Source organism: Roseburia sp. AF20-18LB, assembly GCF_003461185.1.
Classification (GTDB): Bacteria; Bacillota; Clostridia; order Lachnospirales; family Lachnospiraceae; genus Roseburia_C; species Roseburia_C amylophila.
In genome coordinates, this window is sequence record NZ_QTWP01000004.1 from 80063 (window position 1) to 98142 (window position 18080).

Genomic DNA, 18080 nt, shown 5'->3' on the forward strand with positions numbered 1-18080 from the left:
TCATTTTCCATAGCTCAGTACTCCCGCTGATTCTTCAGCAACTAACTATCAGATTAACCATTTTACATTTCTTTGTCAATTGTCATTTTTATTCAAATTATGTTTCCGTTTTTGTATATATTATATAAACGCTGTCTGCACCTGCAGCACCTGCTACCGGCAGCTTCTTACAGATGCCTGACAGCAAAAATTTCAGCCCCATGTGTTCCACTTGAAACACATGAGGCTGTTTCTTTGCTCTTAAATATTCTTCACGGTTGCAATATCTACCAGAGTAAGCTCTGACTGAGCATTCTCCAAGCTGGTTGCCAGTGCGTTGGCTGTATCCATTGCCGTGATACAGTATACGCCGGTCTCAATTGCATTACGACGAATCAGGAATCCGTCACGGTTCTTATCACCATTTCCCTGGGTCGGTGTGTCGATGACAAGGTCAATCTTATGACCTAAGATTAAGTCCATAACGTTTGGTGACTCCTGGGTAATCTTATTGACACGCAGTGCATCTACGCCATGCTCCTGTAAATATTTTGCAGTACTTCTGGTTGCATAAATCTTGTAGCCTAAGGCTGCAAAACGTTTTGCTACGCCGACTGCTTCCGGCTTGTCCGCATCTTTTACCGTCATAATCATCTGCTTATATTTCGGAAGCTGAACACCTGCTCCTAAGAAAGCTTTATATAAAGCTTCATCAAAGGTCTTGGCAATTCCTAAGCATTCTCCGGTGGATTTCATTTCCGGTCCAAGGCTGATTTCTGCTCCACGCAGTTTCTCGAAGGAGAATACCGGCATCTTGATTGCGATATAATCTGCGGTTGGTGCAAGTCCCGGTGTGTAACCCATTCCCTTGATGGTATTTCCAATGATAACCTTGGTTGCCAGGTCTACGATTGGAATACCGGTAACTTTACTGATATATGGTACCGTTCTTGAAGAACGTGGATTTACTTCGATGACATATACCTGCTCGTCCATTACGATAAACTGGATGTTAATCAGTCCTACTACATGTAATGCCTGTGCTAAACGCTTGGTATATTCTACCAGCATTTCTCTTACTTCATCACTGATGGTCGGTGCCGGATATACGGAAATACTGTCTCCGGAATGTACTCCGGTACGCTCGATATGCTCCATGATACCAGGAATTAAAATATCTGTACCATCGCATACGGCATCTACTTCGATTTCCTTACCCATCAGGTATTTATCAACCAGAATCGGGTGATCCTGAGCAATACGGTTGATGATTCCGATAAATTCTTCAATCTCTTCATCATTGTATGCAATCTTCATACCCTGTCCGCCCAATACATAGGAAGGACGAACCAGTACCGGGTAACCCAGACGGTGTGCAACTTCTTTTGCTTCCTCTGCGGTAAATACAGTTCCGCCTGCTGCTCTTGGGATTCCGGTCTTCTCTAAGATTTCATCAAAAAGCTCTCTGTCCTCTGCAGCATCTACATCTTCTGCCTTGGTTCCAAGAATCTTGACACCCATCTTCATTAAGCTTTCGGTCAGCTTGATTGCGGTCTGTCCACCGAACTGAACTACAGCTCCGTCCGGTTTTTCTAATTTTACAATTGCCTCAACATCTTCCGGTGTCAGTGGCTCAAAATACAGTTTATCTGCAATATCAAAGTCTGTTGATACCGTCTCCGGGTTGTTATTTACGATAACTGTCTCCCAGCCTTCCTTGGCAAATGCCCAGGTGCTGTGTACAGAACAGTAGTCGAACTCGATACCCTGTCCGATACGGATTGGGCCGGAACCTAATACCAGAACTTTCTTCTTCGGTGTTGTCTCTGTTGCTTCGTTTTCACTGCCAAATACGGAATAGTAATATGGAGTGGATGCTTCAAACTCTGCGGCACAGGTATCAACCATCTTAAAGGCTGCTACGATACCATTTTCGTAACGCATGTCATGAATTTCTTTTTCACTCTTTCCGGTAAGTTCTGCAATGACTTTATCCGGGAATTCCATACGTTTTGCTTCTTTTAAAAGCTCTACGGTAAGTGGTTTTGTCTTTAAATCCTGCTCCATCTCAACTAAGATAGCCAGTTTGTCAATAAACCATTTATCAATCTTTGTAATCTCATGAATTTTATCATAAGATACGCCACGACGCAGCGCTTCTGCAATAACCCAGATTCTGCGGTCATCTACTACATGTAACTGCTCCTGTAACTCCTCATCAGAAAGCTTGCTGAAGTCATAGGATAAAAGACTGTCTACATGCTGCTCTAAGGAACGGATTGCTTTCATCAGGGCACCTTCAAAGTTATTGCAGATACTCATAACTTCTCCGGTTGCTTTCATCTGTGTTGTTAACGTACGTTTTGCAGTGATGAATTTATCAAATGGAAGTCTTGGGATTTTTACTACGCAGTAGTCTAACATTGGCTCAAAACTTGCATATGTCTTTCCGGTAATTGCATTCTTGATTTCATCTAAGGTATAGCCCAGTGCAATCTTTGCAGCAACTTTTGCAATCGGATATCCAGTTGCTTTGGATGCTAATGCAGAAGAACGGGATACACGAGGATTAACCTCGATAACACAATATTCGAAGGTTTCCGGATGCAGTGCATACTGTACGTTACATCCACCGGTAATATTTAATTCGGAAATGATATTCAGTGCAGAAGTACGCAGCATCTGGTACTCTTTATCACCTAATGTCTGGGAAGGTGCTACTACGATAGAGTCTCCGGTATGTACACCAACCGGGTCAATGTTTTCCATATTACATACAGTAATACAGTTTCCATTGGCATCACGCATTACTTCGTACTCGATTTCCTTCCAGCCTGCGATACAACGTTCTACCAGCACTTCTCCGACACGGCTCAGACGAAGTCCGTTGGATAAGATGTCGATAAGCTCTGTCTCATTATGTGCGATTCCGCCGCCGCTTCCTCCTAAGGTATACGCAGGACGAAGTACAACCGGATATCCGATGGTATTGGTAAATTTAATGCCATCTTCCACATTGTGTACTACCTGGGATGGTGCACACGGCTCGCCGATTTTTTCCATGGTATCTTTAAATGCCTGACGGTCTTCTGCCTTGAAAATTGTCTCAGCAGTTGTACCAATCAGTTTGACACCCTGTTTCTCTAAGAATCCGGATTCTGCCAGCTCCATACCAAGGTTTAAGCCAGCCTGTCCACCCAGAGTAGGAAGGACGCTGTCCGGTTTTTCTTTTATGATAATCTGCTCTAATACTTTTGCAGTTAATGGCTCGATGTAAACTTCATCTGCAATATCCTTATCTGTCATAATGGTAGCAGGATTGGAGTTTACCAGAACAACTTCGATTCCTTCTTCTTTTAAAGAACGACATGCCTGTGTTCCTGCATAGTCAAACTCTGCAGCCTGTCCGATTACAATCGGGCCAGAACCAATTACTAATACTTTTTTAATATCTTTATTCTTAGGCATTATTTCGTTCCTCCCATCATCTCAATAAAACGGTCAAAAAGGTAAGCAGAATCCTGTGGTCCCGGACATGCTTCCGGATGGAACTGTACGGTGAAAATGTTCTTTCCGACATACTCTAATCCTTCGTTGGTTCCATCGTTTACATTTACAAATGCCGGTTTTGCAACTTTCTCATCCAGGGTATTGGTATCTACTGCATAACCATGATTCTGGCTGGAAATGTATACACGATTGGTCTTTAAATCCTTAACCGGATGATTTCCTCCACGATGACCATACTTCAAATGATATGTGTCTGCACCGGTTGCAAGTGCCATCAGCTGATGTCCCAAACAGATTGCAAAAATCGGTGTGTCGGATTCATATAATTTACGAATCTCTGCAATAATCTCCTTGCACTCCTTCGGGTCTCCAGGTCCGTTACTCAACATAATTCCATCCGGATTTGTGCTTAAGATTTCTTCCGCTGTGGTATGTGCCGGATAAATGGTAACTTCACAGCCTCTTTTATTTAATGACTGGGCGATGTTTCTCTTAGCACCAAGATCTAACAATGCTACTTTTTTGCCCTTTCCAGGCAATACGCTTTTCTCTTCACAGGTTACTTTATCTACCACATTTCCTGTGGTGTAAGCCTTTAATTTTGGAATAATCTCATCCAGATTGTAATTCTCATCTGTTGTAATCATTCCATTCATTGTTCCTTTTTCACGCAAGAGCTTTGTTAATGCTCTGGTATCAATTCCTGCAATTCCCGGTATATCATATTTTGTAAGGAAATCCTGAATGGTTCCTTCGCAGCGGAAATTACTCGGCATTCTGGATAATTCTCTTACAATATATCCATCTACCCATGGACGTCCTGACTCCATATCCGGTGTAATTCCATAATTTCCAATTAACGGATATGTCATTACTACCGCCTGTCCTGCATAAGATGGATCTGTCAGTACCTCTAAATACCCTGTCATCGACGTATTAAATACGATTTCACTGATGACTTCCCGTGTTGAACCGATGCTGGTTCCGGTAAATACATTGCCATCTTCCAATATAAGAAAAGCTTTCATTTGTTCACCCTGTCCTTTCTATTCTTCCGATACCTGCGCAAAAAAAAAGAGTCAGTCATCTCTTTTTCCTTCCTTCTGCATAAAAAAATGCACCAAGCCTGCACAAGCTACCTAAATTGTAAAAATTCTACCATATCGGGAAGGTTTTTTCAACCTTTTTCGCAAAACAAATAGTCACTAAGTTTGATGCATACTTATCCATTTTTTATGCATTTTTTCTTTTTCCCTCTATAATAACCACCCTTCCATTTTCCCGGCACGCCAAAAGAAGCTGCCGTACTGCAGCTTCTTTGGTGTTTGTTAAAGAATATCATTTATCTATAGGAGTACGATTAACTGCTCTGCGGTATATTCCGTACCAGCTTTTGGAAGTTTATAACTTTGAAGCTCGGTGCAGTTCCTCTTCATATTTTGTCAGATACAGGACTCTGCCTCCCGGAAGAATATTTCTTCCGGTGAATACGGATATTTTCGTCTCCATATTCTAAAGAAGTCCCTATGATTCGCACGAAGTTAGTTGTTTCTAACTTAAATCATTGTATACTAATCCTATAAAAAGTGCAAGGGGCTTGGCGATTAGTTTTTCTCATTACTGTGGCGGGTTACATCTTGAGCATGGTGTCAACCCCATGTTCTTCGCCTCTGACAAAGTCACCTCATGGTCACTCTTTTTCAAATACGAGCAGCCTGCCGAATGATATTTTGAACCGGTGTCTGTAATATGTACCATAACGGAACTGCTGTCACTATTTGAACTGCCGGATGCATCTGCAGCTATACCTGCATCACTGCTGCCTGATGATGTAGTGCTGTCTGCTGTGGAATTATTTGTTGTACTATCACTACTTCCGGTCGGTTCTCCTGCTTTCCAGCTTTCTGATGGGGAGCAGTTCCAGGTGATATCATTTCCATCTGACGTGGCTACAATCGTACCCTGTTCATCGGTACGAAACACGGATATGCCGGCTGCCCGCAGACGGTTCAGCACCTCTGCATGAGGATGTCCGTATTTATTGCCTTCACCGGCACTGATTACCACATAAGTCGGTGATACCTTATCCAAAAAAGCCTGACTTGTGGCTGTCTTGCTTCCATGATGCGCTGCCGCATAGACATCTGCCGAAATATCAATTCCATTATTCAAAATGTCCTCTTCCGCTTTTTCTTCTGCATCTCCGGTAAAGAGGAAGCGGTTGTTGCCATTCTGCACCAGCACACCCACCGACCAGTCGTTCATGTCATTTCCATAGTCTGCATTTGGCGCCACAATGGTAAAGGTTGCTCCTCCCAAAGTATAAGTCTCTCCAACTACCGGATAAGTAGTCTGGTAACCCTTGGACTTCATTGCCTGCACCACATCATCATAAGTTCTGGTGTCATTTGCCACATCCGGCATGATAATTGTATCGCAGTCAAATTTATAAATTACTACATCCAGTCCGCCAATATGGTCTGCATCCGGGTGCGTTCCTATGACATAATCCAGTTTCTCTACACCCTGGCTCATAAGATAGGACTGTACCGTTGTTCCTTTGTCATTATTGCCGGCATCTATCAGCATGTAATGACCATCACAAGCTATCAAGGCAGCATCGCCCTGCCCTACATCTATGAAATGCACCTGCATCTGTCCGGCGGAACTGCTATCTGTCTTATAGGTATTACTGATGACTCCCTCGGTAACAAAATCCTCCGTATCACCACCAGGCTCTGTATTGCTTTCTGTCTCTGTTTCAGTCTGTGCTTCCGTGGCAACGGAACTTTCCCTGTCAGGCTTTTCTTTCTTATTATCCGAATGATTGCCGATTGCTCCGGCTATCATCAATACGAAAATAATAACTGCAATCCATAATTTCTTGTTTCCGGATTTCGATTTCATTTTCCTAACTCCTCCGTTTTTCTTAAAATTTCTTTTCTATTATAATATTTTTTTTATGTTTTTTCCACAGAAAAAACACTCCAGCCTAAGCCAGAGCGTCATCCCACTTCCATATTAAACTACCTTAATTTACTTCATAATATTTATTTCTTTTATATTTCTCAGTTACTTTACTAGGTGCCACATTTCCGACTCCTGCACAGCCATTTTTTCGGCTAGATGATGGTTGCTTTTCTGACTCTGTTATCGCCATCTTTTCAAACGCCTTATTATCAACTGGCTGTAAACCTATCTCATCAGATGGAATTTTTACATATAAATGATTATGTTTTGAAAATCCACCGAATCTGCGAACCAATAATCCCTCATCATCTAATTCCTTCAATGTTGTTTTTACAGAAGATTTGCATTTGCCGATTTGAACAGACAATTCATCTATTGGAAATATCAGATAAACGTTTCCATACTTGTCTATCCAGCTATTCTTTCTCGATATCCGCGCCCGGTCATACAAAATCATATAAAGGAATTTTGCAGTTTGAGAAATTCGCAGTTTTAGCAAAAACTTCGGAAACCGGAAGTACTGAATCATCTGCTCTGACTCCTTCATGTATTCATATTTCATTCTTTTCTCGCCTCATTTCTGTTTCTAACTGTTGTAAAAATCATTTTTATGCCGGCTAAAAAATGTTCTTACACATATATAAAAGATGAAGGGCATAAACACAGGCTCTTGATGAAAATTTTTTATTTTTCCTGCAAAAAATACCCTTTCATTAATACGAAACGCTGAAAGGTATTTTTACAGCCCCTGAGGAAAACTTTTTTACTTTTTCAGTTAATTGAATATTTGAAAACAAAAAAAACACTCACTTATTCCAGTGATATGCCTTATCAAAATTTTCTTATTTTGTTGTCTGTGACGCTTACTCAGAAACGCTTGCGTATCTGCTAAAATGTAATCGCCTGCAATTATATTTTCACGTGGGTACGGGGGCGCTTTCTGCCCCCACTCAGGAAATATTGCTAAAATACGGTTTAGATTTACCATACATACAAATTGGAAGTTATCTATTTCTCCTCTTCGTTAAGACCTAGTTCACTACATATTACTTGCTATCCCTGATACCTTATTCTTTCTACCAGCGTTTCCTTTTTCAGATTACTGCTTAAAACGCAGGAAAGTACAATCTGCAACAGACCGACCAAAAAAATCATAATAAAAATTGGTACGATTGGAACATGATAGATATTCATTCCAAATATTCCATTATGTTTTGCATAGGAAAAAAGTGCATAGCCGAGCGGCAGACCAATGATCAAAGCTACGCATATGGTGCCAACCGTAAAAATCAGTCCCTGTAACTGCAGGCATAAATTTAATTGTTTATTTGTCATACCCACAGCCTGTAATATACCATATTCCTGCTTTTTTGTCGTAATATTCATGATCATGGTATTCGCCATATTCATAAACCCGATGAGTCCCACAACCGCCATAAACAGATAACAGCCAAGCTTCATCATGCTGCTTGCAAATTCGGCAGATTGTAACTGCGCATGATAAGTATCCATTTTCATATGTGAAGTATTAGAAATCAAAGTATTCAGACTTTGTTCTACAGATGCCACATCTTTTTTATCACAGTCCACCCACAGATAGCCATAGGCTGTTCCTCTCGGATTCATGGAACGATATACACCTTCCGGAATGACAAGATAAGTGTCCGCACTTACAAAAGATCCTGCAATCTTTCCCTGATAGGTATAGGTTCCACTTCCATTCTCAAAGTCAAATGCAATGGATTCACCCGGAGCATACCCATCTTGTTCCATCCACGTTGACCAGCCAAAGAAAATATCACCATTCTTTACCGCCTGATCATAGTCCATAGAGCCAATATCCCCGTCCTGGCGCATAAAATCAAAATCCTTTTTATTCACAATAATAGCCGGAAATCTTGTTCCGTTCAGATTTACAGAGACAATCTCTCTCGTCATGACATCTGTTACTCCCGGAATGCTTTTGATTTCTTCAATCAGCGAATCATTCAATGGATCATCCGTCAGAATCGTATCCAGATTATTCTCCGGATATCTTTCATCATACTCAGCAGAATAGTCAAGCTGCAGTTCAAATTGTCCATGATTAACGGAAAGACGTGCTTCATGCTCCGTGTCAATATTTCCCACATAATTAGAGATAATCACAAACAATACGCAAGAAAACCCCATTGTGAGGATAGTACCAATAGTTCTTTTGGGATTACCCGTTACATTTGCCATTGCCATAGAAAACACGGTGACATTTTTTCTGCCATTTCGTTTTCCTTTTTTTTGTGTTTCTGCATTTTCTAAATACCGTGTTGCTTCGATAGGTGAAATCCGTGAAACAATTTTCATTGGTTTACGCAGTGCCAAAGCAACGGTAAGAAATGATACGAAAATACAGAGAAGCATAACAGGCAGGGAAAACAGAGGCACCTGCTGATTTTGAACTCCCATAGAGCCAGTTCCGGTTGATACAAGGTTCCCCTGTTCTACCAGCCAGTTAAAACCGCATTTTGCAATCAGAAAGCCAAAAAGCAATCCAACCGGTATTGAAAAAAATGTCAAAAAAATGCCCTCTCTGAAGATCAGTTGTTTCATCTGCTTTTTTGTCGCTCCCAGAGCCTTGATTTTTCCATACTCCTGTATCTTGTTGGCAATACCGACCTGAAAAATATTATAAATGACCACAACAGAGAAAAGTACAATTGCAAGAATCAAAACCCCGCATACCGCAATCGTTTCATAACTCGGCTGCAAGACCCATTGCAAATAGAGATCATTGACTATAACGTTTTTTTCTTCGATCCCACAAGCTGCTGCAATCTGCTTTATAACCGAATCAATATTATTCATAGATACATTTGCAGAATCATTTAAAGTAAAATAAATATTATACTGTCTGTCATTCTCTGCGACGTGCTCATCATAAAACTCCTGTGACCCGAAAGCAACATAAGATGCCTCGATGGTATACTCATCCCGGTCATATAGGATTCCGCTGACAACAAATTCTTCCGGCTTATATTCTGACTGCATCCCTGCGCGGTAATCCAGTGTAACCGTATCTCCGACCTTTACATCATCATATCCCATTTCACGAAAAAATGCTCTTCCTGCGGCAATTTCCTGCGTTCCCCCCGGATACTTTCCTTCCTTTAACTCATATTCCTTATTATAGGGAAGCATTTTTCTTGCAGTCTCATCCATGCAGACAAAACCACCGTTTTCGTTGCCTTTTATGATACCTTCGGTGCACATAGTGCCTGTCGCATCTATTTCCGCACGGCGGTTTACTTCTTTTAACTGCGAGGCATCTGCTGCGACAAACAAACCATAATTGCTTCCATATGAGCCTGCCGCCTGACTTTTCTGTAAACGGATCATTCCATTTCCCACAGTACTGATAATCACAAGCAGCATCGTAGTCAGACATATGGACATCATAATCAGTATACTTCTTGTCTTGTTCTTTTTGTCATTGCTATATGCAATCCTGCTTATTGTCTTCATCTGAAATCCACCACCTGTCCGTCCTCAATTACCAGAATACGATCAGCGACCTGTGCAATTTCGTCATCATGGGTAATCATTACAATTGTCTGTCCATATTTTTTTGCTGTCATCTTAAGCAGGGCGATTACCTCATCACTGGTCTTGGAATCAAGATTTCCTGTCGGCTCATCTGCAAATATAATTTCCGGACGATTCACCAGTGCTCTTGCAATTGCCACTCTCTGCTGCTGTCCTCCGGATAACTGATTTGGCAGATTGTAAATCCTCTTTTCAATCCCCAGAGTTGCAATAATATCATTTACATACGCTTCATCCACTTTTCTTCCATCCAGCCCCAGTGGCAGTACAATATTTTCCCAGACATTAACAGATGAAACCAGATTAAATGCCTGAAAAACAAATCCGATTTTTCTTCTGCGGAAAACAGCAAGGGCATCTTCCTTCATCCTGTATAAATCTTTCCCGGCTAAAGTAACACTGCCTTTTGTAGGGGTGTCAAGCCCTCCAAGCATATGAAGTAATGTACTTTTACCGGAACCTGACTTTCCGACAATTGCGACAAATTCTCCCTGCTCAATCTGAATGTCCACCTGATTGACCGCTTTGACCTGATTCTCACCCGCGCCATAAAATTTACAAAGCTGCTTGGTTTCTAATATCACACTCATGTGTTGCCTCCTTTTTCATTCTGTAAAGTGTACCTTTTCAACCTACATCCAAATTGTATCAGGATAATCTTTCATTTCACTTTCAAAAAACAAGCAGAAGTCTTACAGAATTGTAAGATTTCTGCTCACTTAAAATTTAACCAACATATGGTAATTGAATCACAAACATGCTTCCTTTTTTCTTTTTGCCGGAGGTTACCGTAATCGTACCTGCGTGTTTTTCGATAATTTCTCTCGATAGAAAAAGTCCGATTCCTGTACCACTCTTTTCCATGACCTCCTTGGAACTTCCTCGGTAAAATCGTTGAAAAATTTTGTGATACTCATTCTGCGGAATACCAATTCCCTGATCCTCAATTTCCATTCTTACAAGATCGTTTCTTTTTTGTAACCGGATAAATATTTTTGAACCACACGGACTGTACTTGATTGCATTATCCAGAACGTTGATCACAGCTTCACCAAGCCACCTTTTATCCTGCATAATCGTGCATGTTTCCAGCTCTTTTGCATAGTCAAAAACGAATTCAATCTCTTTCTCATCCGCTTTGGGATAAGTACGGTTCACAGCAGATATGACAGTATCCATAAGCGGAAGTTTTTTCTTATTCATCTGAATCAGTCCAGTTTCCATCTTGGATATTTCAAGAAGCGACTGTAATAATGTCTCCAGTCCATCCAGAGCACTCCGACAACGGACACGAAACTCCTCCTGTTCTGTAACACTTAAGTCATTCTGCATCAGCACACTAAAACATATATCCAAAGCTGCAACCGGTGTCTTTAACTGGTGAGAAATATCAGAAACCATTTCTTTCGTGCTCTCTTTTTCTTCCCGTGCTTCTTCCTTTAGTAACTGAATATGATGTCCGATTGCTTCAAGCTGGTCATTCAATTTTTCCAGTTCTGCATGATTTTCCGTTTTCAGTAAATCATCAAATTTATTTTCACGGAATCTGATCAGAATTTCTTCCAACTGGTCTAAAATTTTCTGATGACACGCATCTTCTTTTTTCTTCCAATAAAGTAAAAAAGTCAAAAGAAGCACGCATATCACAGTGCTTACAGCACCGGTCACCATAACCTGATGCCGGAATTGCGAATAAAATGCATTCCCTTTATACCCCCAGTATCCATATTGCTCCAATAATCGCCTTCCCTGTTCGTTCGTTTCAATATCCTTATCCTTAAGCAATTCCGAAACAGCATCCAGCCCGGAAAATTCTTCCTTTGCAGCAATCTCTGTCATAAGATTCATTTTATATTTATAATCTTCATAAAACGCATACGTGGTAAAGCAATTTAATATTACAAACAATAATATGACAGGTAATACCAGGGAGAGCACTACTGTAATCTTCTTGCGATATCTCTTTGTCACTGCCTTACCTCCTGATTCCATATATACCCAAGACCTCTGATATTCTTTATATAGACCGGTGCAGCCGGATTGTCTTCGATTTTCTCACGGAGTCTTCTGATATTGACAGCGATTGTATTTTCATCCACAAAATCCCCTTCCAGATCAAACACATTTTCCAATATTTGTGTTTTTGAAAGAATCTGTTTCGGATTCTGAAGAAAAAAAGTCAGCATTTTCAACTCCGTTTTTGTCAGACTGATTTCACGACTCTTTATCAGGACTTTCATTTCTCCTGCGATAAATACGATATCTCCCGAAATCATCTTTCCGGCTTCCGTTTTCTCCTGTCTGCGACGGAAATGTGCTTCTATTTTCAAAAGAAGTACCGAAAGACTAAACGGCTTTGTAATATAATCATCTGCCCCAGCTTCATATCCCATGACCTGATCCATCTCCTGATCTAGTGCTGTAAGACAAATAATGTATGTATTATAATTGCATCTCATCCACCTTACAAATTCCAGTCCATTCCCATCCGGAAGATTCACATCACAAATGGTAACATCCACATTATTATCACTTGCAATTCTTTTCGCTTTTTTCACTGATTCTGCTGAAAAAACCTCATATCCAGATTTTTTCAGTGAAAATGTAATTCCACGATTTAAATTTTCATCATCTTCAACCACAAGTATACCTGGCATAGCATATGCGCCTCTCTTTATTAACTATTCTCCTCGTTGCAACGCACAAATTCTTTCCAACTTCAATTCTGCATTTTCTCTTTACCTGCGAAATATACAGATTGGAAACCTTCATGCCGGCATTATGTTCAGCCACATACTTCTTTATCTCATCATATGTAGCCTTAGTCTCTGCAGATGTTATATCCACATTATCAAGTTCAATTGTGACATTAATATAATCATCCGGCTTCTGTTACAATTGGGACAAAAGAACCACAGTCTCAATATTTCCGGACCAGGGGAACATGTCCACGCAGCACATCCGCTCCACCTGATATCCTCTGGCGGTTAAAACCTCTAAGTCTCTTGCAAGACTGGTTGGCTTACAGGAAATATAAATCATACGGTCTACGCCATAGCGGATAATCTTCTCCAATGCCTTTGGATGGATGCCATCCCGTGGAGGATCTAATACGATAAAATCCGGTTTTTCGGTAATATCGTCCAATACTTTTAAGACATCACCGGCTAAAAATTCGCAGTTTTCAAGACCATTTAATGCCGCATTTTCCTTTGCAGCTTCCACTGCCTCTTCTACTATTTCCACACCCACTACCTTTTTTGCGGCAGGTGCCAGCATCTGTGCAATGGTTCCGGTTCCGCTGTATAAATCGAATACCACCTTGTCTGCCTTCTCGGTCAGCGTATCTCCGATATAGTCCCTTGCAGTCTGGTAAAGCACCTCTGCTCCAAGAGAGTTGGTCTGGAAGAAAGAAAATGGTGTGATTCTAAAACGAAGTCCTAAGAGTTCTTCGTAGAAATAATCTTTTCCATATAAAATCTCTGTTCCTTCATCCTTTACTACATCTGCTACACTGTCATTTTTCGTATGAAGAATTCCTGCAATGCTGCCATCTAAATCAAGTTTACATAACGCGTCTTTCATTCCGGTCAGCAAATCTTTTTCTGAAGATACTACTTCTGTCAGACCATCCAGTATATGCTCTGCACCTGCCGTTACAAGGTCAATCAGGATCTCTTTGGTCTTTACCGCTTTACGCACCAGTAAATGACGCAGATATCCGGTATGCCGCATTCTGTGATAATAGGAAATCTTTTTTTCTGCAAAATACTGCTGCACACAGCTTAATATCTTCCGATAATCTTCATCTACAATTTTACAGTCCGTTACCGAAACAATATCATAAAAGCTGCCACGCTTATGCATGCCAAGGGCAAGGGGACCATCCTTATATTCATCCCCAAAAGTAAATTCCATCTTATTACGGAATCCGAATTCATTCGGACTTGCTTTTACGCCCTCAAAGCTGTAGGTTTCCGGGTCTACTACCGCATCCATCAGTTTCTTCACCTGCTGTCCTTTTAATGCAAGCTGATCTTCATAGGATAAATTCTGATAAGTACAGCCTCCACAGATTCCAAAATGCGGGCATGGTGCTTCCGGCAGCTCATTTGGTGCTTTCTTCAAAACTTCCAGTAAGCGGCCTTCGCCCTTTCCCTTTCTTACCTTATTTACAGAAAAGGAAATCTCCTGTCCCGGTAATACGTTTTTTACGATTACCTGCTTTCCTTCTTCTACTTTTACGACTCCCTTATTCGGGAAATCCACATATGCAACAGTTCCCTGTAATACCTGACCTTTTTTCATACTTACCTCACACGAACAATTCTTTTCCAGAAACACATGTCATCCGCAGCGTTTCCGGCACACTCAGTAAAAGGGCTGCATGATATCACACAGCCCTTTACATCTTCACCTGTTAAATTATGCAAATGATAATGATTATTTCTCTTCCTCGTCATCCTCGTCAAAGAAGTCATCTTCAAAATCATCATCGAAATCGTCTTCAAAATCCTCCAGATAATCTGGTGCAAAGAAACGATATAATCCATAAGCAGCTGCAGCAACTACTACAACAATACCAATGATTGCAAAAATTAAACCAGCTTTTGATTTTTTCTTCTCTTCCATTATTTCCTCTTTCTCCTTTTTATGCAATAATTCTGTTACTTTGTTCACATTTGCGGTTAATAAATTCTTTAATTCTTCCATTTTTTCCATTTCTGACCACTCCTTTTTATGCCAACAACAGTTTTTCATTTTCCTGCCACCTAGAACTCTTTTTATTAATTCATTATAGCATATGTTTCCCCAATCTACTAGAAAAAATTACAAATTCATAAAATTTTTATAACTTTTTCAATTTGGCAAAGGATGCAAACATCTTCTTCACACCTACACCGGAAAAATCAACGGTAACCTCATAATCCCTGCCGCCGTCAATAATCTGCTTTACGACTCCGGTGCCGAATTTCAGATGGGAAACGGTATCACCCACAGCATAATCCAACGGCTTTTTCATTGCGGAATTGCCAAAGTTTCTTGCCTCCGGTACGCCAGTTCTGCGCAGTGCCATCGGCTTTGCCGAAAATGCATTTTTCGCCATCATACTTGGTTTCGGAATATCCGGCATTTTTTCCTTCTGGATGGTTCCCGCTAAAAGTTCCCGCGGAATCTCTTTTACGAAACGGGACACCTTATTATACTGTGTTTCTCCTCGTATCATACGCATTCTTGCGCAGGATATGGACAACCGCTCCTTGGCTCTTGTGATTCCCACATAGGCAAGACGACGTTCTTCTTCGATTTCCGCTGTTGGATTTTCCGCACAGATTGCACCGAATCCCGGAAACAGTCCGTCTTCCATTCCTGCCAGATAAACCTGTGGAAATTCAAGACCCTTCGCACTGTGCAGCGTCATCAGCACTACATAGTCCTGTGTCTCATCCACACTGTCAATATCTGCAACCAGTGCTACTTCCTCTAAGAATCCGCTTAAGGTCGGCTCTTCTTCGCTTTCCTCATAAGTAACCGCTTTGGAAATCAACTCATCAATATTTTCCATTCGCTGCTGTGCTTCCTCTGTATTTTCTGCTTCCAGTTCACGGACATAACCGGTTTCTTCAATAATTTCCTGCAAAAGCTCCGATACACTGATATACGGAAGCTTGCTCCGCATACTCTGAATCAGCATTACAAACGGTCTGATTTTTGCAGACGCCCGTCCGATTGTGCCAATCTCTTCTGCCATTTTTAAGGCATTATAAAAGGTAAGACCGTTTTCATCGGCATAATCCTGCACCCTGCTTAATGTCGTTGCTCCAATTCCACGCTTTGGCACATTGATAATACGGCGCACTGCCAAATCATCCATGGCATTGTCAATGGTCTTAAGGTAAGCCAGTAAATCCTTGATTTCTCTTCTGGAATAGAAGTTTACGCCACCCACAATCTTATATGGTATGCTGGCTGTGATAAAACGTTCCTCGAAAAGCCGGGACTGGGCGTTGGTACGGTATAATACGGCACAGTCTCCGTAATGATACATGCCTTCCCGTACTTTGCTCCGGATATCTTTTGCTACATAATCTGCTTCATCAAATCCGGTTTCAAACTGATGAAACGCAATTTTTTCACCTTCCTCATTCTCCGTCCAGAGGCGTTTTGCCTTTCGTCCCACATTATTGGCAATGACCCCATTGGCTGCATTTAAAATATTCTGGGTGGAACGGTAATTCTGCTCCAGCTTGATGGTGACTGCATTTGGAAATTCTTTTTCAAAATTCAATATATTATAAATGTTTGCTCCACGGAATTTGTAAATGGACTGGTCATCATCACCTACCACACAGAGATTTTTATATTTGCCTGCCAGCAGTTTAATCAGCTGGAACTGTGCCGTATTGGTATCCTGATACTCGTCCACCATAATATAGCGGAACCGCTCCTGATAATAATCCAGCACTTCCATATCCGACTGGAAAAGCTCTACGGTCTTTACAATCAAATCATCAAAATCCAGTGCATTATTTTTCCGTAACACCTGCTGATATTCCCGGTAAACGGCTGCTTCCTTCATTTTCCGGAAATCTCCCTGCGCCCGAAGGGCATATGCTTCCGGACTGATCAGCTCGTCCTTTGCAGAAGAAATGGCCGCAAGCAAACTTTTTTCCTTATACATCTTCGTATCAATTTCCAGACGCTTGCAGATATCCTTCATAATGGTCTTCTGGTCTTCTGTATCATATATGGTAAAGTTGGTTCCAAATCCGATATGGTCAATAAAACGGCGCAAAATTCTCACACAGGTAGAATGAAAGGTAGATACCCAGATATTTTCCGAGCCATAGCCCACCATGTCATCAATACGCTCCCGCATTTCGCCTGCAGCCTTATTGGTAAATGTAATCGCAAGGATATGATAGGGATTGACTCCCAGTTCCTCTATCAGATATACCGCCCGGTGGGTCAGCACACGGGTCTTTCCGCTGCCTGCGCCCGCCAGCAGCAGCACAGGTCCTTCTGTTGTAAATACACCTTTTTTCTGTTCTTCATTTAATGAATCGTATATACTCATAATGCTCCTTTACTCTCCTCAATACCACTCCGCTCAGTATACCATACTTCCTTAAGGGATGGGAACATATTTTCTGTATTTCTTTTCAGATTTCTTTTTGTACTGTCCGTCGAACGCATTCATGAGTTCTTTTCCCTTATGTTTATTCTATTGTAGTTGCATCACGCAATGTCATTTACACATCACAGCGTCATTGTATATGCTTTCTGTCATTTTTCTTCTTGTTATCTAGTTTTCAATACTATATAATAGGTATGAGGTGAATTCAAATGACAATTGATGCTAAAGATTTATTAAACAGTATTTTATCCAGTCTGTCGCGGATTGACTATATCCGTCCGGAAAGTATTCCAAATATTGACCTTTACATGGATCAGATTACAACCTTCATGGATACCCAGCTTGCAGCTTCCAAGCGTCATCCCGATGACAAGATTCTGACCAAAACCATGATTAACAATTATGCGAAAAACAATCTGCTTCCACCGCCGGTCAAGAAGAAATACAGCAAAGAACATATTCTGATGCTGATTTTCATTTATTATTTCAAAAGCATATTAAGTATCAATGATATCGAAAGTATCTTAAATCCTCTGGCAAAACGTTTCTTCAATGCAGAAGGAGAATTCAATCTGACAACTGTCTATGAAGAGGTGTTCAGTCTGGAACGGGATGAAGTAAAAAATCTGATGAAAGATATTACCAAGAAGTTTAACACAAGTTCTACCACCTTTGCAGATGCACCGGAAGAAGACCAGGATTTTCTTCATACATTTTCTTTTATCTGCATGTTAAGCTTCGATGTATTTGTAAAGCGTATGTTGATTGAAAAGCTGATTGACGAGACAAAGGAAATGGAAAAAGAAGCGGAAGATGAGCAGCGTGCTGCAGAAAAGAAAGCTTCCGAAGAGAAAAAAGTTTCCGAGAAAAAGACTTCCGGAAAAAAGTCGAACGAATAAAAAGC

At 40.9% G+C, this 18080-nt stretch carries 12 protein-coding genes; 1 reads left to right on the plus strand and 11 read right to left on the minus strand.

Annotation, left to right across the window (positions count from 1 at the left end; all coding sequences use genetic code 11):
• Positions 1–240 precede the first annotated feature (240 nt).
• The 11 genes from carB to pcrA all read right to left on the minus strand — a co-directional run bounded on the left by carB (position 241) and on the right by pcrA (position 17116).
• Positions 241–3447 carry a carbamoyl-phosphate synthase large subunit gene (gene carB, locus DWX65_RS09400; protein ID WP_117947699.1) on the minus strand — a complete coding sequence of 1069 codons (3207 nt, stop codon included), beginning with the start codon at positions 3445–3447 and terminating at the stop codon, positions 241–243.
• Complete coding sequence (locus DWX65_RS09405) at positions 3447–4517, minus strand: carbamoyl phosphate synthase small subunit (protein ID WP_118173331.1); 1071 nt, start codon at positions 4515–4517, stop codon at positions 3447–3449. Before DWX65_RS09405 ends, carB begins: the two co-directional genes overlap by 1 nt.
• Before the next feature lie 589 nt (positions 4518–5106).
• Positions 5107–6396 (minus strand): ComEC/Rec2 family competence protein, encoded by a 1290-nt coding sequence (locus tag DWX65_RS09410; protein ID WP_118173332.1) that lies wholly within the window; start codon positions 6394–6396, stop codon positions 5107–5109.
• Positions 6397–6520: 124 nt separating this feature from the next.
• Entirely contained in the window at positions 6521–7021 is a 501-nt protein-coding gene (locus DWX65_RS09415) for a replication initiator protein A (protein ID WP_118173333.1), read from the minus strand.
• 491 nt (positions 7022–7512) lie between these two features.
• Positions 7513–9957 carry an ABC transporter permease gene (locus tag DWX65_RS09425; RefSeq protein ID WP_118173334.1) on the minus strand — a complete coding sequence of 815 codons (2445 nt, stop codon included), beginning with the start codon at positions 9955–9957 and terminating at the stop codon, positions 7513–7515.
• A complete protein-coding gene (locus DWX65_RS09430) occupies positions 9954–10628 on the minus strand; it encodes an ABC transporter ATP-binding protein (protein ID WP_015520995.1) in 675 nt (224 codons plus the stop codon). Before DWX65_RS09430 ends, DWX65_RS09425 begins: the two co-directional genes overlap by 4 nt.
• Positions 10629–10764: 136 nt before the next feature.
• Positions 10765–12030 carry a sensor histidine kinase gene (locus tag DWX65_RS09435; RefSeq protein ID WP_118173335.1) on the minus strand — a complete coding sequence of 422 codons (1266 nt, stop codon included), beginning with the start codon at positions 12028–12030 and terminating at the stop codon, positions 10765–10767.
• The gene (locus DWX65_RS09440) at positions 12006–12695 is read right to left on the minus strand and encodes a response regulator transcription factor (protein ID WP_008120506.1); all 690 of its coding nucleotides are present in this window, start codon (positions 12693–12695) and stop codon (positions 12006–12008) included. Before DWX65_RS09440 ends, DWX65_RS09435 begins: the two co-directional genes overlap by 25 nt.
• 235 nt (positions 12696–12930) lie before the next feature.
• The gene (gene rlmD, locus DWX65_RS09450; protein ID WP_118173336.1) at positions 12931–14346 is read right to left on the minus strand and encodes a 23S rRNA (uracil(1939)-C(5))-methyltransferase RlmD; all 1416 of its coding nucleotides are present in this window, start codon (positions 14344–14346) and stop codon (positions 12931–12933) included.
• A 135-nt stretch (positions 14347–14481) separates the two neighbouring features.
• The gene (locus DWX65_RS09455) at positions 14482–14760 is read right to left on the minus strand and encodes a hypothetical protein (protein WP_022242638.1); all 279 of its coding nucleotides are present in this window, start codon (positions 14758–14760) and stop codon (positions 14482–14484) included.
• Between the two features lie 127 nt (positions 14761–14887).
• Entirely contained in the window at positions 14888–17116 is a 2229-nt protein-coding gene (gene pcrA, locus DWX65_RS09460) for a DNA helicase PcrA (RefSeq protein ID WP_022242637.1), read from the minus strand.
• A 269-nt stretch (positions 17117–17385) separates the two neighbouring features.
• Here pcrA and DWX65_RS09465 point away from each other — a divergent pair, with 269 nt between their 5' ends.
• Positions 17386–18075, plus strand: coding sequence for a DUF1836 domain-containing protein (locus tag DWX65_RS09465; RefSeq protein WP_118087713.1), 690 nt, complete (start codon positions 17386–17388; stop codon positions 18073–18075).
• Positions 18076–18080 lie beyond the last annotated feature (5 nt).